Here is a 20155-nt window from a genome sequence, read left to right as displayed (position 1 = left end):
CCTATAATTCTCATATAAATCTTTTGGCTAACCACAGAGCTCATTAATCAAACATTAATTTAACATTCAATCTACATGGTTTAATTGTGGAAACATATATTCAACATTGAGCGTAAATATTGATTTATATCAATGCTCAGAGCTTGGAAATATTGGCAAAAAAGCGTTTAATTGCTCGGCATCAAACTGGATGAAAAGTACCCCTTCCGCTATATATTGATCAACGCCGTAAAACGTAAAGACAGTTCAGCAAAAACCTGTTTATTGTAGGGTTATTACGGCGTAATATATTCGAGGGATCAATTTGGGTTTTTTATTAACGTATTTGTAACCTTTGCTGATGATGATTTCCTCTAAGGATGAAATCGCAACCTGGCGGGTAACAAATAAATTTGTATTGGGGCATGTGTTTGAATCCCGGGTAACGGGTTCAATCTCGGAGTCTTCATGCGATGAGCAAGGAGTCATGATGTTAGATATAGTCGAACTGTCGCGCTTACAGTTTGCCTTGACCGCGATGTACCACTTCCTGTTTGTACCGCTGACGCTGGGTATGGCGTTCCTGCTGGCAATCATGGAAACGGTCTACGTCCTTTCCGGCAAACAGATTTATAAAGATATGACCAAGTTCTGGGGCAAGTTGTTTGGTATCAACTTTGCGCTGGGTGTGGCTACCGGTCTGACCATGGAGTTCCAGTTCGGGACCAACTGGTCTTATTACTCCCACTACGTGGGCGATATCTTCGGTGCGCCGCTGGCCATCGAAGGTCTGATGGCCTTCTTCCTCGAATCTACCTTTGTAGGTCTGTTCTTCTTCGGTTGGGATCGTCTGGGTAAAGTTCAGCACATGGCCGTCACCTGGCTGGTGGCGCTTGGCTCCAACCTCTCCGCGCTGTGGATTCTGGTCGCCAACGGCTGGATGCAGAACCCGATTGCTTCGGACTTCAACTTCGAAACCATGCGCATGGAAATGGTCAGCTTCTCCGAGCTGGTCCTGAACCCGGTCGCACAGGTGAAATTCGTTCACACCGTGGCGTCTGGCTACGTCACCGGCGCGATGTTTATCCTTGCCATCAGCTCCTGGTACATGCTCAAAGGCCGTGACTTCGCCTTTGCAAAACGCTCCTTTGCGATTGCCGCCAGCTTTGGTATGGCCGCCATCCTCTCCGTTATCGTACTGGGTGATGAATCCGGCTACGAAATGGGCGACGTACAGAAAACCAAACTCGCCGCGATTGAAGCCGAGTGGGAAACCCAGCCGGCACCTGCTGCCTTTACGCTGTTTGGTATTCCGGACCAGGATGCGCAGGAGAACCATTTCTCCATTCAAATTCCTTATGCGCTGGGCATCATCGCGACACGTTCCGTCGACAAGCAGGTTACCGGCCTGAAAGATCTGCTGGTGCAGCACGAAGAGCGTATCCGTAACGGGATGAAAGCGTACTCCCTGCTTGAACAACTGCGCTCTGGCGCAACCGATCCGGCGGTACGCGCGCAATTCAACGACGTGAAAAAAGATCTGGGTTATGGCCTGCTGCTGAAACGCTATACGCCGAACGTGGCTGATGCGACGGAAGAGCAGATTCAGAAAGCGACGAAAGACTCTATTCCACGCGTTGCGCCGCTGTACTTCGCCTTCCGTATCATGGTGGCGTGCGGTGTGCTGATGCTGTTGATTATCGGCGCTTCCTTCTGGACGGTGATTCGTAACCGTATCGGCGAGAAAAAATGGCTGCTGCGCGCGGCGTTCTACGGCTTGCCTCTGCCATGGATTGCCGTTGAAGCGGGCTGGTTTGTTGCCGAATATGGCCGTCAGCCGTGGGCAATCGGTGAAGTATTGCCAACGGCGGTTGCCAACTCGTCGCTGACTGCTGGCGACCTGATCTTCTCGATGGTGCTGATCTGTGGTTTGTATACGCTGTTCCTGGTGGCTGAACTGTTCCTGATGTTCAAATTTGCCCGTAAAGGACCAAGCAGCCTGAAAACCGGTCGCTATCACTTTGAACAGTCCTCTGCGGCTATTCAGTCGGCACGCTAAGACAGGAGTCGTCAAATGATCGATTATGAAGTATTGCGTTTTATCTGGTGGCTACTGATTGGCATTCTGCTGATTGGTTTTGCCGTCGCCGATGGTTTCGATATGGGGGTGGGCATGCTCACCCGCTTCCTCGGTCGTAACGACACCGAGCGTCGAATCATGATTAACGCCATTGCCCCGCACTGGGACGGAAACCAGGTGTGGCTCATCACCGCGGGTGGCGCGCTGTTCGCCGCCTGGCCGATGGTGTATGCGGCTGCGTTCTCCGGTTTCTACGTTGCGATGATTCTGGTGTTGGCCTCTTTGTTCTTCCGTCCGGTTGGCTTTGACTACCGTTCGAAGATTGAAGATACCCGCTGGCGCAACATGTGGGACTGGGGCATCTTTGTCGGCAGCTTCGTGCCGCCGCTGGTGATTGGCGTGGCGTTTGGTAACCTGCTGCAGGGCGTACCGTTCCACATTGATGAGTACCTGCGTCTGTACTACACCGGCAACTTCTTCCAGCTGCTGAACCCGTTTGGTCTGCTGGCAGGTATCGTCAGCGTGGGGATGATCCTGACGCAAGGTGCAACCTATCTGCAAATGCGTACCGTGGGCGAACTGCACCTTCGTACCCGCTCCGTCTCAATGGTGGCAGCGCTGGTCACGTTGGTCTGCTTTGCACTGGCAGGCGTGTGGGTTTACTACGGCATTGATGGTTATGTGGTGAAATCGGTGCTGGATCATACCGGCCCGTCTAACCCGCTGACCAAAGAAGTGGCGCGTGAAGCCGGTGCATGGATGGTGAACTTCAACAACATGCCGGCGCTGTGGGCCATTCCTGCTCTGGGCGTAGTGCTGCCGCTGCTGACGATTGTTAGCACCAAAGCGGACAAAGGGGCATGGGCGTTCCTGTTCTCCTCACTGACGCTGGCGTGCATCATCCTGACCGCGGGTATTGCTATGTTCCCGTTCATTATGCCTTCCAGCACAATGATGAACGCGAGCCTGACCATGTGGGACGCGACTTCCAGCCAGTTGACGCTGAACCTGATGACCTATGTTGCGATTGTCTTCGTACCGATTATTCTGGCCTACACCACCTGGTGTTACTGGAAAATGTTCGGTCGCATTACTAAAGAAGACATCGAACGTAACACCCACTCTCTGTACTAAGTAAGGAGCTGAATATGTGGTATTTCGCATGGATTTTGGGAACGCTTCTTGCCTGTGCATTCGGCGTGATCACCGCGCTGGCGTTAGAGCACGTCGAAGCGACCAACGCGGGTGAAGAAAAGCACTGATGAAAAATGTTATCGCAATGTTGTACGCGATAATGGACAAGCGCCCCCTGCGGGCGCTTTCCCTTGTTATGGCCCTGCTGCTGGCAGGCTGCATTTTCTGGGATCCGTCGCGTTTTGCGGCGAAGACCAGCGAGCTGGAAATCTGGCATGGGTTTCTGCTGATGTGGTCCGTGTGCGCGGGCGTGATTCACGGGGTGGGCTTCCGCCTGCGGTCGATTCACTGGCAGGGGATTTTTTGTCCGCTTATCGCCGATCTGGTGTTATTTGCAGGGCTGATTTTCTTCTTTTACCGCTGAAAATTTTCATCCGAAGACAATGGGCTTGCACGAGCCCATAAAAATTTACTCTCCGTTTACTTCTCCCCATTCCAAACCATCATTCCCGCGCGTATAGTAGCGAAGTTCAAAAACCCAAAAAATTTTTTGCATTACTGGGACGTAAAGTGAATACAACGCTGTTTCGATGGCCGGTTCGTGTCTACTATGAAGATACCGACGCCGGTGGTGTGGTTTATCACGCCAGCTATGTCGCTTTCTATGAAAGAGCACGCACTGAGATGCTGCGTCACCATCACTTCAGTCAGCAGGTGCTGTTGGCTGAACGCGTGGCCTTTGTCGTGCGTAAAATGACGCTGGAGTATTTTGCGGCTGCCCGACTCGACGATATGCTCGAAGTCCAGACAGAAATTACATCAATGCGTGGTACCTCAATGGTGTTTACGCAGCGAATAGTCAACGCTGAGAATAAGGTTCTGAACGAAGCAGAAGTCCTGATTGTCTGTGTTGATCCACTCATCATGAAGCCTCGTGCGCTTCCCAAGTCTATTGTCGCGGAGTTTAAGCAGTGACTGACATGAACATCCTTGATTTGTTCCTGAAGGCTAGCCTTCTGGTTAAACTTATCATGTTGATTTTGATTGGTTTTTCAATCGCCTCCTGGGCCATCATTATCCAGAGAACGCGCATCCTTAACGCGGCAAGCCGCGAGGCAGAAGCGTTTGAAGATAAGTTCTGGTCCGGCATCGAGCTGTCTCGCCTGTATCAGGAGAGCCAGGGGCGTCGTGAAAATCTGGCGGGATCCGAGCAGATCTTCTACAGCGGTTTTAAAGAGTTTGCCCGCTTGCATCGCGCGAACAGTCATGCGCCGGAAGCGATTGTGGAAGGGGCATCGCGTGCGATGCGTATTTCCATGAACCGCGAGCTGGAAACGCTGGAAACGCATATTCCGTTCCTTGGCACCGTCGGCTCCATCAGCCCGTATATCGGTCTGTTCGGTACCGTTTGGGGGATCATGCACGCCTTTATCGCGCTGGGCGCGGTAAAACAGGCCACGCTGCAGATGGTTGCTCCAGGTATCGCCGAAGCGCTGATCGCCACCGCAATCGGTCTGTTCGCCGCTATTCCGGCGGTTATGGCGTACAACCGCTTGAACCAGCGCGTGAACAAACTGGAACTGAACTACGACAACTTTATGGAAGAGTTCACCGCGATTCTGCACCGTCAGGCTTTTACCGCCAGTACCGCCAGCGAGAGCAACAAGGGGTAAGCCATGGCCAGAGCACGTGGACGCGGGCGTCGCGAACTGAAGTCCGAAATTAACATCGTTCCGCTGCTGGATGTGTTGTTGGTGCTGCTGCTGATCTTTATGGCGACAGCGCCGATCATTACGCAGAGCGTGGAAGTGGATCTTCCTGATGCCACCGAATCACAGGCTGTCAGCAGTAATGATGAACCCCCGGTCATTGTTGAAGTGTCCGGCGTGGGGCAATACAGCGTGAACGTTGGCCCGGAGAAGATGCCGCAGCTGCCGCCTGAACAGGTGGTCGCGGAAGCGCAGCGTCGTTTGCAGGCGAATCCGAAGACGGTCTTCTTAATTGGGGGCGCGAAAGACGTGCCTTACGATGAAATAATTAAAGCGCTTAACCTGTTACACAGCGCCGGGGTGAAATCGGTCGGGTTGATGACTCAACCCATTTAATCGCCGACATGCCGCACCAGCGCAGGGTGTGGGTCGGCAACGGCCCACATCGTGTGTTGTAGAGTAACGGGGGAACAGTTTTTGGGAACCGAGAGTGTCAAAGGCAACCGAACAAAACGACAAGCTTAAACGAGCGATAATTATTTCAGCAGTGCTGCACGTGATTTTGTTTGCAGCGCTGATCTGGAGTTCGTTCGATGAGCATTTAGACGCTGCGGCTGGCGGTGGCGGCGGTTCGTCCATCGACGCGGTCATGGTCGATCCGGGTGCGGTCGTCGACAACTATAATCGTCAACAGCAGCAGCAGGCCAGTTCGAAACGCGCGCAAGAGCAGCGTGAGAAACAGGCCCAGCAACAGGCTGAAGAGCTGCGAGAGAAACAGGCAGCCGAACAGGAACGTTTAAAAGCGCTGGAAAAAGAGCGTTTACAGGCCCAGGAAGCGGCGAAGCAAGCCCAGGAACAGCAAAAACAGGCGGAAGAAGCGGCAGCCAAAGCCGCCGCTGATGCCAAAGCGAAAGCCGACGCGCAGGCGAAAGCGGCCGCGGAAGCGGCAGTGAAAGCCGCTGCGGATGCGAAAGCAAAAGCCGATGCGCAGGCGAAAGCGGCTGCGGAAGCGGCGAAGAAAGCCGCCGCTGACGCGCAGAAGAAAGCGGAAGCCGAGGCTGCTAAAGCCGCAGCTGATGCGAAGAAAGTTGCTGAAGCGGCCGCTGCGAAAGCTGCTGCCGATGCGGAGAAGAAAGCCGCTGCGGAAGCCGCGAAAAAGGCTGCCGCAGAAAAAGCAGCCGCAGAGAAAGCTGCCGCCGCTGCGGAAAAAGCGGCTGCCGATAAGGCAGCAGCAGCGGCTAAAGCGGCAGCAGACAAGAAAGCTGCTGCGGAAAAAGCCGCCGCTGCCAAAAAGGCCGCCGCGGAAAAAGCAGCCGCCGCTTCTGGCGTTGACGATCTGTTAGGCGACTTAAGCTCAGGTAAGAATGCGCCGAAAGGCAGCACCAGCGGTAGCGCCGGTGGCTCTTCTCCTGCTAAAGGTAACAAAGCTGGGCAGGGTGGGGCATCGCAGGCTGAAATTGCGTCCTATATTGCGCAGGTTCAGGCGGCGATTAAAGGTCACCTGTACGACTGGGATACCTATAAAGGGAAGACCTGTACGCTGCGCGTGAACCTGGCAGAAGATGGTACGGTGCTGAGCGTGAAGCAGGAGGGTGGTGATGCGGCGTTCTGTCAGCAGATGCTGGCGGCAACTAACCGAATGACCAAGTTCCCGAAACCGCCGTCGCAAGCGGTCTGGCAGACCTTTAAAAATGCGCCGCTGGACTTCAAGCCATAAAGATTATTTTTCGCCGCAGTACGCGAAAAATAAAGGCGGGATCGTCGCAGGGTTTTGGTAGTTTTGTGTATTTTAGTTTGTTAACATTCTGCTAAATTATCGTGGGCTTTCCGCCTGGATAAGGGAGAAATGATGAAGCAGGCATTACGAGTAGCATTTGGTTTTCTGATGCTGTGGGCAGCGGTGCTGCACGCAGAAGTACGTATCGAGATCACCCAAGGGGTGGACTCGGCGCGTCCGATTGGCGTCGTTCCGTTCCAGTGGGCCGGGCCGGGTGCCGCGCCTGAAGATATCGGCGGCATTGTTGGCGCCGACCTGCGTAACAGCGGGAAATTCAACCCATTAGACCGCTCTCGTCTGCCGCAGCAGCCGGGCAGCGCGCAGGAAGTTCAGCCGGCCGCATGGTCTGCGCTGGGTATTGATGCCGTGGTTGTCGGTCAGGTTAGCCCGAACGCCGACGGTAGCTATAACGTTTCCTATCAGCTGGTTGATACCGGCGGTGCGCCAGGTACCGTTCTGGCACAGAACACCTATAAGGTGAACAAGCAGTGGCTGCGTTACGCTGGCCATACTGCCAGTGACGAAGTGTTTGAGAAACTGACCAGCATTAAAGGCGCGTTCCGTACCCGTATCGCCTACGTGGTGCAGACCAACGGCGGCCAGTTCCCGTATGAACTGCGCGTTTCTGACTACGATGGCTACAACCAGTTTGTGGTCCACCGTTCTCCGCAGCCGCTGATGTCTCCGGCATGGTCTCCGGACGGCTCTAAACTGGCCTATGTGACCTTCGAAAGCGGTCGTTCAGCGCTGGTCGTACAGACGCTGGCAAACGGCGCGGTGCGTCAGATTGCGTCGTTCCCGCAGCACAACGGTGCGCCGGCATTCTCGCCGGACGGTTCTAAACTGGCGTTCGCCCTGTCGAAAACCGGTAGCCTGAACCTGTACGTGATGGACCTTGGCTCCGGCCAGATTCGTCAGGTGACCAACGGTCGCAGCAACAACACTGAACCAACCTGGTTCCCGGACAGCCAGAACCTGGCCTTCACCTCTGACCAGGCCGGTCGTCCGCAGGTGTATAAAGTGAATGTTAACGGCGGTGCTCCGCAGCGTATTACCTGGGAAGGTTCGCAGAACCAGGATGCTGACGTCAGCAGCGACGGCAAGTTTATGGTAATGGTTAGCTCGGCCAACGGTCAGCAGCACATTGCTAAGCAAGATCTGGAAGCGGGTGGTGTACAGGTTCTGTCATCAACGTTTTTAGACGAAACGCCAAGTCTGGCACCTAACGGCACTATGGTAATCTACAGCTCTTCTCAGGGGATGGGATCCGTGCTGAATTTGGTTTCTACAGATGGGCGTTTCAAAGCGCGTCTTCCGGCAACTGATGGACAGGTTAAATTCCCTGCCTGGTCGCCGTATCTGTGATAATAATTAATTGATTAGTAAAGGAATCATTGAAATGCAACTGAACAAAGTGCTGAAAGGGCTGTTGATTGCTCTGCCTGTAATGGCAATCGCGGCATGTTCTTCCAACAAGAACGCCAGCAATGACGGCAGCGAAGGCATGCTGAACGGTGCCGGCACTGGTATGGATGCGAACGGTAGCGGCAATATGTCTTCTGAAGAGCAAGCGCGTCTTCAGATGCAGCAGCTGCAGCAGAACAACATCGTTTACTTCGATCTCGACAAGTACGATATCCGTTCTGACTTCGCTGCAATGCTGGATGCGCACGCTAACTTCCTGCGTAGCAACCCGTCTTACAAAGTCACCGTAGAAGGTCACGCGGACGAACGTGGTACTCCGGAGTACAACATCTCCCTGGGTGAACGTCGTGCTAACGCTGTTAAAATGTACCTGCAGGGTAAAGGCGTTTCTGCTGATCAGATCTCCATCGTTTCTTACGGTAAAGAAAAACCTGCAGTACTGGGTCACGACGAAGCGGCTTACTCCAAAAACCGTCGTGCCGTACTGGTTTACTAAGAGAATTGCATGAGCAGTAACTTCAGACATCATTTAATGAGTCTGTCGTTACTGGTTGGCATAGCGGCCCCCTGGGCCGCTTTTGCTCAGGCGCCAATCAGTAGTGTCGGCTCAGGCTCGGTCGAAGACCGCGTCACTCAACTCGAGCGTATTTCCAATGCTCACAGCCAACTTTTGACCCAACTCCAGCAACAACTCTCCGATAACCAGTCTGATATTGATGCCCTCCGTGGACAGATCCAGGAAAGTCAGTACCAGCTGAATCAGGTGATGGATCGTCAAAAGCAGATCATGCTGCAAATTGATAGCCTGAACGGCGGCAGCGGTGCGACACCGGCGCAGCCAGCTTCGGGTGACCAAAGCAATGCGGCAGCGGCGACGTCAGCGCCAGCGGGCGGAAATACCGCTTCGTCTGGCGTTCCGGCGCAAACGGGCGATGCGAATACCGATTACAACGCGGCGATCGCGCTGGTGAAGGACAGTTCTCGCCAGGATGATGCGATTGTGGCGTTTCAGAATTTCATCAAAAAATACCCTGATTCAACCTATCAGCCCAATGCCAACTACTGGCTGGGTCAGCTGAATTACAACAAGGGTAAAAAAGATGATGCGGCGTACTACTTTGCGTCGGTGGTGAAAAACTACCCGAAGTCGCCTAAGGCGGCGGACGCGATGTTTAAGGTCGGGGTGATCATGCAGGACAAAGGCGATACCGCAAAAGCGAAAGCGGTTTATCAGCAGGTTGTCAGCAAATACCCAGGTACCGACGGTGCGAAGCAGGCGCAAAAACGTCTTAGCGGGCTGTGATGCGTGAAGTAAGACCAGAAATCGTGTTATTTCTGGTCTTGCCGCATGAAACATAAGCAGTTAAGTGATCTTTGTCGAAATTTTTGTTGCGCAGAATTCTGAATTCAGTAATATATGCCGCCGTTGCCAAGGGATATCAAACATCCTGAAAGTGGCGAAAAAAGTGGGTCGTTAGCTCAGTTGGTAGAGCAGTTGACTTTTAATCAATTGGTCGCAGGTTCGAATCCTGCACGACCCACCACTTAAAGTAGTATCCAGCGTAGTATCGGGTGATTAGCTCAGCTGGGAGAGCACCTCCCTTACAAGGAGGGGGTCGGCGGTTCGATCCCGTCATCACCCACCACCGGGTCGTTAGCTCAGTTGGTAGAGCAGTTGACTTTTAATCAATTGGTCGCAGGTTCGAATCCTGCACGACCCACCAATTTAACATCGAACTACGATGTTAAGCGTGAAGGATAACGTTGCTTCAGCAACGGCCCGAAGGGCGAGCGAAGCGAGTCATCCTGCACGACCCACCATCTTTATCAGGTGGGTTCGGTGGCAGTAGTATCAGTTTTGTATCCAGCGCAGTTTCGGGTGATTAGCTCAGCTGGGAGAGCACCTCCCTTACAAGGAGGGGGTCGGCGGTTCGATCCCGTCATCACCCACCACTCGGGTCGTTAGCTCAGTTGGTAGAGCAGTTGACTTTTAATCAATTGGTCGCAGGTTCGAATCCTGCACGACCCACCATCTAAAGATGGTTCCGAGTAAAAATCTTTCAGGCGGCACCCGTATGGGTCGTTAGCTCAGTTGGTAGAGCAGTTGACTTTTAATCAATTGGTCGCAGGTTCGAATCCTGCACGACCCACCATCCTGAATGATTAAAGCAGTAACCCTTATCCAAGGGGTCGTTAGCTCAGTTGGTAGAGCAGTTGACTTTTAATCAATTGGTCGCAGGTTCGAATCCTGCACGACCCACCAGTGTAAAAAGGCGCCCTAAAGGCGCCTTTTTGCTATCTTACATTTGTATCCTCTCGCCTATATGGCTATCAAAAATTCACCACGACATTTCCTTTGCAATCGGCTATCTTGTTTAGCATATAAAACATATTTCCGTGGTAATGGTGAATCTACACCTTAAACCGCGTATTTCGTTAAGCCAGTAAAACGAGAAGCATGATGAGCGTGATGTTCGATCCTGAAGCAGCGATTTACCCGTTCCCGCCGAAACCAACGCCGTTGAACGACGATGAAAAGCAATTTTATCGCGAGAAAATCAAGCGGTTGCTCAAAGAGCGCAATGCCGTCATGGTGGCGCACTACTACACCGATCCGGAAATTCAACAGTTGGCAGAAGAAACCGGCGGCTGTATTTCGGATTCACTGGAGATGGCGCGCTTTGGTGCGAAGCATCCGGCTTCTACGCTGCTGGTGGCCGGTGTGCGCTTTATGGGCGAGACGGCGAAAATCCTCAGCCCGGAAAAAACCATTCTGATGCCGACGCTCAATGCGGAATGCTCGCTGGATCTCGGTTGCCCAATTGAAGAGTTCAATGCCTTCTGCGATGCGCATCCGGATCGTACCGTTGTGGTCTACGCCAATACCTCCGCCGCGGTAAAAGCACGCGCCGACTGGGTGGTCACCTCCAGCATCGCCGTTGAACTGATTGAACACCTTGATAGTCTGGGCGAAAAAATTATCTGGGCGCCGGATCGTCACCTGGGCCGCTACGTACAAAAGCAAACCGGTGCCGATGTGCTGTGCTGGCAGGGCGCGTGTATCGTCCATGATGAGTTCAAAACGCAGGCGCTGAGCCGCATGAAAGCGCTGTATCCGCAGGCGGCGGTGCTGGTGCACCCGGAGTCGCCGCAGGCGATTGTCGATATGGCTGATGCCGTAGGTTCAACCAGCCAGCTGATCAACGCCGCCAAAAATCTGCCGCACCAGCAGCTCATTGTGGCAACTGACCGCGGAATATTCTACAAAATGCAGCAGGCGGTGCCGGATAAAGAGCTGTTTGAGGCGCCAACCGCTGGGGAAGGCGCCACCTGCCGTACCTGCGCCCACTGCCCGTGGATGGCAATGAACGGCCTGAAGGCCATTGCGGAGAGCCTTGAGAACGGCGGCGCGGCGCATGAAATTCATGTTGACGAATCACTTCGCAAGGGCGCGCTCATTCCGTTGAACCGCATGTTGGATTTTGCGGCTACACTACGAGGATAACCTGTCTAACACGCTGGAGTTGAAATGGATTTTTTTAGCACGCAAAACATTCTGGTGCATATCCCGCTTGGGGCGGGCGGTTACGATCTGTCGTGGATTGAGGCCGTAGGCACCATTGCCGGTCTGCTTTGTATCTGGCTGGCCAGCCTTGAGAAGATCGTTAACTACCTGTTTGGTCTGATTAACGTCACGCTGTTTGCGATTATCTTTTTCCAGATCCAGCTGTACGCCAGCCTGTTGTTACAGCTTTTCTTCTTCGCTGCCAACCTCTACGGCTGGTACGCCTGGTCGCGGCAAACCAGCCAGAATGAAGCCGAGCTGCAAATTCGCTGGCTGCCGCTGCCTAAGGCGCTGTCCTGGCTGGCGGCCTGCGTGGTTGCGATTGCGCTGATGACCTTTTATATCGACCCGGTATTTGCCGTGCTGACACGGGTTGCCGTTAACGTCATGCAGGGGCTTGGTATGAATGTGGTAATGCCGACGCTGCAGCCGGATGCGTTTCCATTCTGGGATTCGTCGATGATGGTGTTATCGATTGCCGCCATGGTGCTGATGACCCGTAAATACGTCGAAAACTGGCTGCTGTGGGTGATTATTAACGTTATCAGCGTGGCTATCTTTACGCTTCAGGGCGTGTACGCGATGGCGCTGGAGTACCTGATCCTGACGTTTATCGCTCTTAACGGTAGCCGGATGTGGATGAATAGCGCGCGTGAGCGCGGCTCTCGCGCGCTATCTCATTAGTGATGGTGATGATGCCCGTGTCCGGTATGCACCTCATTAAGGTGGCATTCCGGGCCGCTACAGGGCTGATACTCCATCTGCACCGTCGCGTGCTCAATCTGATAGTGCTCCTCGAGGAAGTGATGAATACGGTCGAGCAGCGCGTCGTGGTCGTGCGGTGGGACAACCTGCACATGCAGGGTCATTAGCGGTTTTTCGCCTACCAGCCAGACGTGGACGTGGTGCACGTCGCGGACCTCCGGCAGTGAGCGACGCATATTGCGCTTCAACGCCGCCACGTCAATAGACTGTGGTGCACCTTCCAGCAGTTCGTTAACGCTCTCTTTCAGCAGCGACCATGCGCTGCGCAGCACCAGGCAGGACACCAGCACTGATAGAATCGGGTCGATAGGCGTCCAGCCGGTGATCATGATCACCAATGCGGCAATAATCGCGCCAACCGAGCCGAGGAGATCGCCCATGACGTGCAGCGCGGCGGCACGTACGTTGAGATTTTTTTCCTCGCTACCACGATGCAGGATCCAGAACGCCAGCACATTTGCCAACAGCCCGGCGACGGCAATCACCATCATGGTTACGCCAGCCACAGGCTGGGGGTGATTGAAACGTTGCACCGCCTCCCAGACGATCAAAATAATAATAAACAGCAGCGCGATGGCGTTCACGAAGGCGGCGAGGGTAGTGAGACGCAGCCAACCGAAGGTGTGGCGTGTGCTCGGTGGCCGACGAGCAAAGTTGACTGCCAGCAGGGCAAACAGCAGGGCGGCGGAGTCGGTCAGCATGTGCCCTGCATCGGCTAATAACGCCAATGAACCGGAAATCAACCCGCCAATCGCTTCCACGACCATGAATCCGGCGGTAACGCCGAACGCCAGCAGTAAACGACGGGCATTACTATCATCCTGCGTGGCGTGAGAATGTGAATCCTGCCTGTGCGCCATGACGCTATTCCTTTCGTATGTTGAATGTGACTATCTGACATCATTGCAGATCTTTGCTTTTTGCGCACAGAAATAGATGACGTCGAATGATGGATTAAAATAGTACATTCACCGCCGGGTGAATATGAATTATATCGTTTTTCATCTTATTGTTGGTGTTATATCTTGCTTGTTTGCGGTTGTTAGCCGGGTATTTGCTATTAAATTCTATTTTGTAGGGTTTTTTTAGTCATTATCCGGCTAAAGTGTAAAATTCAGTTTACACTTTTTGAGTTGCGATATAGATTGGAGGGATTGCACTCAATTGTATAAGTATGGCAACACTGGAACAGTCATGAATTATCAGAACGACGATTTACGCATTAAAGAGATCAACGAGTTATTACCGCCAGTCGCACTCCTTGAGAAATTCCCCGCTACCGAAAACGCCGCGAACACCGTATCTCATGCGCGTAAAGCGATCCATCAGATCCTGAAAGGGGCGGACGATCGTCTGTTGGTGGTGATCGGTCCGTGTTCTATCCACGATCCCGTCGCGGCGAAAGAGTATGCTCAGCGCCTGCTGAAAATTCGTGAAGAGCTGAAGGGCGAGCTGGAAATCGTCATGCGCGTCTATTTTGAAAAGCCGCGCACCACCGTGGGTTGGAAAGGGCTGATCAACGACCCGCATATGGATAACAGCTTCCAGATCAACGATGGCCTGCGCATTGCGCGTAAGCTGCTGCTGGACATTAACGACACCGGTCTACCGGCCGCGGGCGAGTTCCTGGATATGATCACCCCGCAGTATCTGGCTGACCTGATGAGCTGGGGCGCCATCGGGGCGCGTACCACCGAATCTCAGGTGCATCGCGAGCTGGCTTCCGGTCTTTCTTGTCCGGTTGGTTTTAAAAATGGCACCGATGGCACCATTAAAGTGGCCATTGATGCGATTAACGCCGCTGGCGCGCCGCACTGCTTCCTGTCGGTGACCAAGTGGGGGCATTCCGCCATCGTGAACACCAGCGGTAATGGCGATTGCCATATCATCCTGCGCGGCGGTAAAGAGCCAAACTACAGCGCTTCCCACGTGGCGGCGGTGAAGGACGGCCTGGCGAAAGCGGGGCTGCCGGCACAAATCATGATCGACTTCAGCCATGCTAACTCCTCTAAGCAGTACAAAAAACAGATGGAAGTGGGCGCAGACGTCTGCCAGCAGATTGCCAACGGCGAAAAAGCTATTATGGGCGTGATGATCGAAAGTCATCTGGTGGAAGGCAATCAGAATCCGGACAGCGGTGAGCCGCTGGTGTATGGCAAGAGCATCACCGACGCCTGCATTAACTGGGAAGATACCGATACGATTCTGCGCCAGTTGGCGGAAGCGGTAAAAGCGCGTCGCGGATAAAAAACGCACCCGGGCGACGCTCGGTAGGCCGAACAAGGCAATGCCGTCATCCGGCAATAAAAAAAGCGTGGAATATTCCACGCTTTTTTCGTTTAACCCGGGAGGAAAATTACTTCGCTTTACCCTGGTTTGCCACCGCAGCGGCTTTCGCGGCGATTTCGTCTGCGTTGCCCAGGTAGTAGTGTTTGATCGGCTTGAAGTTCTCGTCGAACTCATACACCAGCGGCACGCCAGTTGGGATGTTCAACTCGAGGATTTCATCTTCGCCCATGTTGTCCAGGTATTTCACCAGCGCGCGCAGGGAGTTACCGTGAGCGGCGATGATCACGCGCTCACCGCTTTTCAGACGCGGCAGAATGGTTTCGTTCCAGTAAGGCACCACGCGCTCGATGGTCAGCGCCAGGCTCTCGGTGGTCGGCAGCTCTTTATCGGTCAGTTTGGCGTAGCGCGGGTCGTGGCCCGGGTAGCGCTCGTCGTCTTTGGTCAGCTCCGGCGGGGTCACCGCGAAGCCGCGACGCCACTGTTTAACCTGCTCATCACCGTATTTCTCAGCGGTTTCGGCTTTGTTCAGACCCTGCAGCGCACCGTAGTGACGCTCGTTCAGTTTCCAGGATTTTTCAACCGGCAGCCAGGCCTGATCCAGTTCATCCAGCACGTTCCACAGCGTGTGGATGGCACGTTTCAGCACAGAGGTATAAGCAAAGTCGAAGCTGAAGCCTTCTTCTTTCAGCAGTTTGCCCGCTGCTTTTGCTTCGCTGACGCCTTTCTCGGACAGATCAACATCGTACCAACCGGTAAAACGGTTTTCGTTGTTCCACTGACTTTCACCGTGACGAACCAGTACCAGCTTAGTTACAGCCATACTCTCACTCCTCAAGCTTTATTGAATGATAACAATTCTCATTATATTGCCGTGATAGCCTCAGCGGCAACGCTTATGCATAACCATAGCGAAAATAGTGCTCCAGTGTAAGGTGCATGTGAACTCAGCGTTATTATTTTGTCTTGGTGTGATGCTATTTTCAGCGATATGCCTAAAAGATCGACGTGGTGAAGGGGCGGGGGATGTCTGACATCACGCCATGCGCCCGGGCCACATCGGTTTGTCGCCCGGGCCAACAGGTCATGATAATGCGATAAACTGATATTCCGTCAGGCTGACGTACTCTTCACCCGGCTGCAACACGCAGTCCGGCTGCGGCCACTCGGGATGGTTTGGCGTATCAGGTAGGAATTCGCTCTCCAGCGCCAGCCCCTGCCACGTATCGTACGGCTGTGAGGTACGGGAAAGCGTGCCCTTCAGGAAGTTGCCCGAGTAGAACTGAATCGCCGGCGCCGAGGTATAAACGGCCATCTGCAGCTTTTTATCCTGCGACCAGACGTTGGCAACCACCTGAGTGGCGTCGCCTTTGGCCTGCAGCAGGAATGCGTGGTCGTAGCCGTTAACCTTCCGCTGATCGTCGTCGCTGAGGAAATCCTGCGCCACGGCTTTCGGCTGACGGAAATCGAAGCTGGTATTGGCGACCGCTTTCAGCCCATCATGAGGGATCCCGTTCTCATCGACTGGCAGATAGTCATCTGCCAGTAGCTGTAGCGTGTGGTTGCGTACGTCGGTCTGCTCACCATCGAGGTTAAAGTAAACATGGTTAGTCAGGTTCACCGGACAGGCTTTATCGACGGTGGCGCGGTACTCGATGGAAATCCGGTTATCATCGGTCAGGCGATAGATAGCTTTGGCCTGTAGCTCGCCCGGATAGCCCTGGTCGCCGTCGGGTGAGGTCAGCGTAAAGACCGCTTCGGTCTCGTTCTGTGACGCGATAGACCAGCGGCGCTTGTCGAAACCTTCCGGACCGCCATGCAACTGATGTTCGCCCTGGCTTGGCGCGACATCAACCGTTTTGCCGTCAAGGGTAAAGCGGCTATTGGCGATACGGTTGGCGTAGCGACCAATGGAGGCGCCGAGGAAGGCCGCCTGTTCGCTATACTGCTCCGGCGAGGCGCAGCCCAGTAGCGCTTCACGTACGCTGCCATCTTTCAGCGGAATACGCGCCGACAGCAGCGTGGCGCCCCAGTCCATTAAGCTCACGACAACACCGTTTGCATTACGTAGCGTCACCAGGCGATATGGCTGGCCATCGGCTGCCAGCGCGGGAGTTTCTCTTAACACTGGCCAGCTCCTTGTGACGGTTTGCACACGTAGAAGGTCTCTTTGATGCCGGTTTTCGCTTCATACTGCTCGGCAACCGCCTGTTTCACCGCCGGGACCAGTGCTTCAGGGATCAGCGCCACGATGCAGCCGCCGAAACCGCCGCCGGTCATGCGCACGCCGCCCTGGTCGCCGATAGTCGCTTTGACGATCTCGACCAGCGTATCAATCTGCGGCACGGTGATTTCGAAGTCGTCGCGCATTGACGCGTGAGATTCTGCCATCAGTTGGCCCATGCGCAGCAGGTCGCCTTTCTCCAGCGCGCTGGCGGCTTCTACGGTACGGGCGTTTTCGGTCAGCACGTGACGGACGCGTTTGGCAACGATAGGGTCCAGCTCGTGGGCGACAGTGTTGAACTCGTCAACGGTGACATCGCGCAGCGCCGGGCGCTGGAAGAAGCGTGCGCCGGTTTCGCACTGCTCGCGGCGGGTGTTGTACTCACTGCCGACCAGAGTTCGTTTGAAGTTACTGTTGATTATCACCACCGCCACGCCTTCCGGCATGGAGACCGCTTTGGTGCCCAGCGTGCGGCAGTCGATCAGCAGCGCGTGGTCTTTCTTACCGAGCGCGGAGATCAGCTGGTCCATAATGCCGCAGTTGCAGCCCACAAACTGGTTTTCCGCTTCCTGGCCGTTCAGCGCAATCTGCGCGCCGTCGAGCGGCAGATGATAGAGCTGCTGGAATACGGTGCCGACCGCCACTTCCAGCGAGGCAGATGAGCTTAAACCCGCGCCCTGTGGCACGTTGCCGCTGATCACCAGATCCGCGCCGCCAAAGGCGTTGTTACGCTTCTGCAGATGTTTCACTACGCCGCGAACGTAGTTCGACCACTGTTGGGTGTCGTGGCTGACGATGGGCGCATCAAGGGAAAACTCATCGCTCTGGTTGTCGTAGTCGGCGGCGATCATGCGTACCAGACGATCATCGCGCGGTGAGCAGCTGATGACGGTTTGATAGTCGATGGCGCACGGCAGCACGAAGCCGTCGTTATAGTCGGTATGCTCGCCAATCAGGTTAACGCGGCCCGGTGCCTGGATCACGTGGCTGGCAGGGTAGCCGAATTTTTCAGCAAACAGGGTTTGGGTGTTCTCTTTCAGACTCATTATTATTCTCCGGACTCGCGAAAGTGGATGTCGCTGACCGCGCGCAGGCGCTCAGCCGCTTGTTCTGCCGTCAGGTCACGCTGGGTCTCTGCCAGCATTTCGTACCCGACCATAAATTTACGCACGGTGGCCGAGCGCAGCAGCGGCGGGTAGAAGTGCGCGTGCAGCTGCCAGTGGGCGTTATCTTCCCCGTTGAACGGCGCGCCGTGCCAGCCCATTGAGTAGGGGAAGGAGCACTGGAACAGGTTGTCGTAGCGGCTGGTGAGTTTTTTTAGCGCCAGCGCCAGGTCTTCACTCTGCGCGTCGGTTAAGTCGGTGATGCGCAGCACGTGTGCCTTTGGCAGCAGCAGCGTTTCAAACGGCCAGGCGGCCCAGTACGGGACCACCGCCAGCCAGTGCTCGGTTTCGACGACCGTACGGCTGCCATCGGCCAACTCGCGGTTAACGTAGTCAACCAGCATGGAAGAACCCTGCTCGCGGTAGTACTCGCGCATCAGGCGGTCTTCACGCTCAATTTCGTTCGGCAGGAAGCTGTTGGCCCAGACCTGTCCGTGCGGGTGTGGGTTGGAGCACCCCATCGCCGCGCCTTTGTTCTCAAATACCTGAACCCACGGATACTGTTGGCCCAGTTCTGCGGTCTGTTCCTGCCAGGTTTTCACCACCGAGTGCAGCGCGTTGAGGCTCAACTCCGGCAGCGTTTTGCTGTGGTCCGGCGAGAAGCAGATAACGCGACTGGTGCCGCGCGCGCTCTGACAGCGCATCAGCGGATCGTCGCTTTCCGGCGCGTCCGGCGTATCGGTCATCAGCGCCGCGAAATCGTTGGTAAACACATAGGTGCTGGTGTAATCGGGGTTTTTATCGCCCGTCACCCGGGTATTACCCGGGCATAAAAAGCAGTCCGGATCGTGTGCGGGCAGCGTCTGTTTTGACGGTGTCTCTTGCGCCCCCTGCCACGGGCGCTTTGCACGATGCGGTGAAACAAGGATCCACTGGCCGGTTAACGGATTAAAGCGGCGGTGCGGATGGTCGACGGGGTTAAATTGCGTCATTGCAAAATCCTTAATCGGGATATCCCTGAGGATGACGGGACTGCCAGTTCCAGGTGTCCTGCGCCATTTCATCAAGGTTACGGGTTACGTGCCAGTTCAACTCTTTATCGGCTTTGCTTGCGTCAGCCCAGTAAGCCGGGAGATCGCCATCACGACGCGGAGCAAAGTGATAGTTAATCGGTTTGCCGCAGGCTTTGCTGAACGCGTTAACCACATCAAGCACGCTGCTGCCAACGCCTGCACCAAGGTTGTAAATATGCACGCCGGCTTTGTTGGCCAGTTTTTCCATGGCGGCAACGTGGCCGTCGGCGAGGTCCATCACGTGGATGTAGTCGCGCACGCCGGTGCCGTCTGGGGTGGGGTAGTCGTTACCGAAAATGGCCAGCGATTCACGGCGGCCTACAGCCACCTGCGCGATGTACGGCATCAGGTTGTTAGGAATACCCTGCGGGTCTTCACCCATATCGCCAGACTGATGTGCGCCAACCGGGTTGAAGTAGCGCAGCAGCGCAATGCTCCAGTCCGGCTGCGCTTTTTGCAGGTCGGTGAGGATCTGTTCAACCATCAGTTTGCTTTTGCCGTACGGGCTTTGTGGGGTACCGGTCGGGAAACTTTCAACGTAAGGAATTTTCGGCTGATCGCCGTAGACGGTGGCCGAGGAGCTAAAGATGAAGTTTTTGACGTTTGCAGCGCGCATGGCGGCAATCAGGCGTAGAGTACCGTTGACGTTGTTGTCGTAATACTCCAGCGGTTTCTGTACCGACTCGCCTACGGCTTTCAGCCCGGCAAAGTGGATCACCGCTTCAATAGCGTGATCGTGCAAGATCTCGGTCATCAGCGCTTCGTTACGAATATCACCTTCGACGAACTCTGCTTGCTTACCGCCCAGGCGAGCGATGACCGGCAGTACACTGCGTTTGCTGTTGCACAGATTGTCGAGGATGACGACGTCATGTCCCTGTTGCAGCAGTTGGACGCATGTGTGGCTTCCTATGTAACCGCTACCACCTGTAACCAATACTTTCATTTTTAGCTCCGTTAAGCTTATGGCATGGAATAACCTTAGCATAACAGAATGGCCAAAAGTGTGACATGGGCTAAATTAGTGGAATCGTT

General features: G+C 54.6%; 20 protein-coding genes and 7 tRNA genes. 21 read left to right on the top strand and 6 right to left on the bottom strand.

The genetic code is table 11. The annotated features are described in order from the left end of the window. The first annotated feature begins 469 nt into the window (after positions 1–469). From cydA to pnuC, 20 genes are all read left to right on the top strand, one after another. Positions 470–2038, top strand: coding sequence for a cytochrome ubiquinol oxidase subunit I (gene cydA / locus NNN71_RS12805; RefSeq protein WP_163449182.1), 1569 nt, complete (start codon positions 470–472; stop codon positions 2036–2038). Between the two features lie 15 nt (positions 2039–2053). Then, positions 2054–3193: a cytochrome d ubiquinol oxidase subunit II gene (gene cydB, locus NNN71_RS12800; protein WP_065355541.1), complete on the top strand. Its 1140-nt coding sequence runs from the start codon at positions 2054–2056 to the stop codon at positions 3191–3193. A 14-nt stretch (positions 3194–3207) separates the two neighbouring features. Continuing rightward, on the top strand, positions 3208–3321 hold the full coding sequence (gene cydX / locus NNN71_RS12795; protein ID WP_062775086.1) for a cytochrome bd-I oxidase subunit CydX: 114 nt from the start codon (positions 3208–3210) through the stop codon (positions 3319–3321). Continuing rightward, a complete protein-coding gene (gene ybgE / locus NNN71_RS12790) occupies positions 3321–3617 on the top strand; it encodes a cyd operon protein YbgE (protein ID WP_065355542.1) in 297 nt (98 codons plus the stop codon). The genes cydX and ybgE overlap by 1 nt, the downstream gene beginning before the upstream one ends. 146 nt (positions 3618–3763) lie before the next feature. After that, on the top strand, positions 3764–4168 hold the full coding sequence (ybgC, locus tag NNN71_RS12785; protein ID WP_035892730.1) for a tol-pal system-associated acyl-CoA thioesterase: 405 nt from the start codon (positions 3764–3766) through the stop codon (positions 4166–4168). Further along, complete coding sequence (tolQ, locus tag NNN71_RS12780) at positions 4165–4866, top strand: Tol-Pal system protein TolQ (protein ID WP_074398837.1); 702 nt, start codon at positions 4165–4167, stop codon at positions 4864–4866. The genes ybgC and tolQ overlap by 4 nt, the downstream gene beginning before the upstream one ends. Before the next feature lie 3 nt (positions 4867–4869). After that, entirely contained in the window at positions 4870–5298 is a 429-nt protein-coding gene (gene tolR / locus NNN71_RS12775; protein WP_064548352.1) for a colicin uptake protein TolR, read from the top strand. 94 nt (positions 5299–5392) lie between these two features. Continuing rightward, entirely contained in the window at positions 5393–6619 is a 1227-nt protein-coding gene (gene tolA / locus NNN71_RS12770; protein WP_271458628.1) for a cell envelope integrity protein TolA, read from the top strand. 132 nt (positions 6620–6751) lie between these two features. Then, positions 6752–8044, top strand: coding sequence for a Tol-Pal system beta propeller repeat protein TolB (gene tolB, locus NNN71_RS12765; RefSeq protein WP_064548356.1), 1293 nt, complete (start codon positions 6752–6754; stop codon positions 8042–8044). A 34-nt stretch (positions 8045–8078) separates the two neighbouring features. Beyond that, the gene (pal, locus tag NNN71_RS12760; protein ID WP_064548357.1) at positions 8079–8600 is read left to right on the top strand and encodes a peptidoglycan-associated lipoprotein Pal; all 522 of its coding nucleotides are present in this window, start codon (positions 8079–8081) and stop codon (positions 8598–8600) included. Between the two features lie 9 nt (positions 8601–8609). Continuing rightward, positions 8610–9407 (top strand): cell division protein CpoB, encoded by a 798-nt coding sequence (cpoB, locus tag NNN71_RS12755; protein ID WP_163449185.1) that lies wholly within the window; start codon positions 8610–8612, stop codon positions 9405–9407. A gap of 165 nt (positions 9408–9572) precedes the next feature. Next, a tRNA-Lys gene (locus tag NNN71_RS12750) sits at positions 9573–9648 on the top strand. A 26-nt stretch (positions 9649–9674) separates the two neighbouring features. Beyond that, a tRNA-Val gene (locus tag NNN71_RS12745) sits at positions 9675–9750 on the top strand. 2 nt (positions 9751–9752) lie between these two features. After that, positions 9753–9828, top strand: a tRNA-Lys gene (locus tag NNN71_RS12740). A 153-nt stretch (positions 9829–9981) separates the two neighbouring features. Beyond that, positions 9982–10057 (top strand) — tRNA-Val (locus NNN71_RS12735). A gap of 3 nt (positions 10058–10060) precedes the next feature. Further along, positions 10061–10136, top strand: a tRNA-Lys gene (locus NNN71_RS12730). A gap of 45 nt (positions 10137–10181) precedes the next feature. After that, positions 10182–10257: transfer RNA gene (locus NNN71_RS12725), tRNA-Lys, on the top strand. Positions 10258–10291: 34 nt separating this feature from the next. Next, positions 10292–10367, top strand: a tRNA-Lys gene (locus tag NNN71_RS12720). A 198-nt stretch (positions 10368–10565) separates the two neighbouring features. Further along, entirely contained in the window at positions 10566–11609 is a 1044-nt protein-coding gene (nadA, locus tag NNN71_RS12715; RefSeq protein ID WP_163449207.1) for a quinolinate synthase NadA, read from the top strand. Between the two features lie 24 nt (positions 11610–11633). Beyond that, positions 11634–12353 carry a nicotinamide riboside transporter PnuC gene (gene pnuC, locus NNN71_RS12710; RefSeq protein WP_223802184.1) on the top strand — a complete coding sequence of 240 codons (720 nt, stop codon included), beginning with the start codon at positions 11634–11636 and terminating at the stop codon, positions 12351–12353. Here pnuC and zitB read toward each other — a convergent pair. After that, positions 12350–13294, bottom strand: a complete 945-nt coding sequence (gene zitB / locus NNN71_RS12705) for a CDF family zinc transporter ZitB (RefSeq protein WP_163449187.1) — start codon at positions 13292–13294, stop codon at positions 12350–12352. The two genes, pnuC and zitB, sit on opposite strands and share 4 nt — an antisense overlap. Positions 13295–13628: 334 nt before the next feature. Here zitB and aroG point away from each other — a divergent pair, with 334 nt between their 5' ends. Further along, positions 13629–14681, top strand: a complete 1053-nt coding sequence (aroG, locus tag NNN71_RS12700) for a 3-deoxy-7-phosphoheptulonate synthase AroG (protein ID WP_163449188.1) — start codon at positions 13629–13631, stop codon at positions 14679–14681. 109 nt (positions 14682–14790) lie between these two features. On the opposite strand, the gene gpmA is transcribed toward aroG, so the two are convergent. From gpmA to galE, 5 genes are all read right to left on the bottom strand, one after another. After that, positions 14791–15543, bottom strand: a complete 753-nt coding sequence (gpmA, locus tag NNN71_RS12695; protein ID WP_065355548.1) for a 2,3-diphosphoglycerate-dependent phosphoglycerate mutase — start codon at positions 15541–15543, stop codon at positions 14791–14793. 261 nt (positions 15544–15804) lie between these two features. After that, positions 15805–16848, bottom strand: coding sequence for a galactose-1-epimerase (gene galM, locus NNN71_RS12690; protein ID WP_163449190.1), 1044 nt, complete (start codon positions 16846–16848; stop codon positions 15805–15807). Then, positions 16842–17990, bottom strand: coding sequence for a galactokinase (gene galK, locus NNN71_RS12685; protein WP_271458627.1), 1149 nt, complete (start codon positions 17988–17990; stop codon positions 16842–16844). The genes galM and galK overlap by 7 nt, the downstream gene beginning before the upstream one ends. A 2-nt stretch (positions 17991–17992) precedes the next feature. Then, a complete protein-coding gene (galT, locus tag NNN71_RS12680) occupies positions 17993–19039 on the bottom strand; it encodes a galactose-1-phosphate uridylyltransferase (RefSeq protein WP_271458626.1) in 1047 nt (348 codons plus the stop codon). A 10-nt stretch (positions 19040–19049) separates the two neighbouring features. Next, positions 19050–20066 carry a UDP-glucose 4-epimerase GalE gene (gene galE, locus NNN71_RS12675; RefSeq protein WP_163449193.1) on the bottom strand — a complete coding sequence of 339 codons (1017 nt, stop codon included), beginning with the start codon at positions 20064–20066 and terminating at the stop codon, positions 19050–19052. Positions 20067–20155 lie beyond the last annotated feature (89 nt).

The sequence above is a fragment of the Kluyvera sp. Awk 3 genome (genome assembly GCF_028069715.1).
Classification (GTDB): domain Bacteria; phylum Pseudomonadota; class Gammaproteobacteria; order Enterobacterales; family Enterobacteriaceae; genus Kluyvera; species Kluyvera georgiana_A.
The sequence above is the reverse complement of the archived record's forward strand: the minus strand, read 5'-3'. Positions and strand labels throughout refer to the sequence as shown.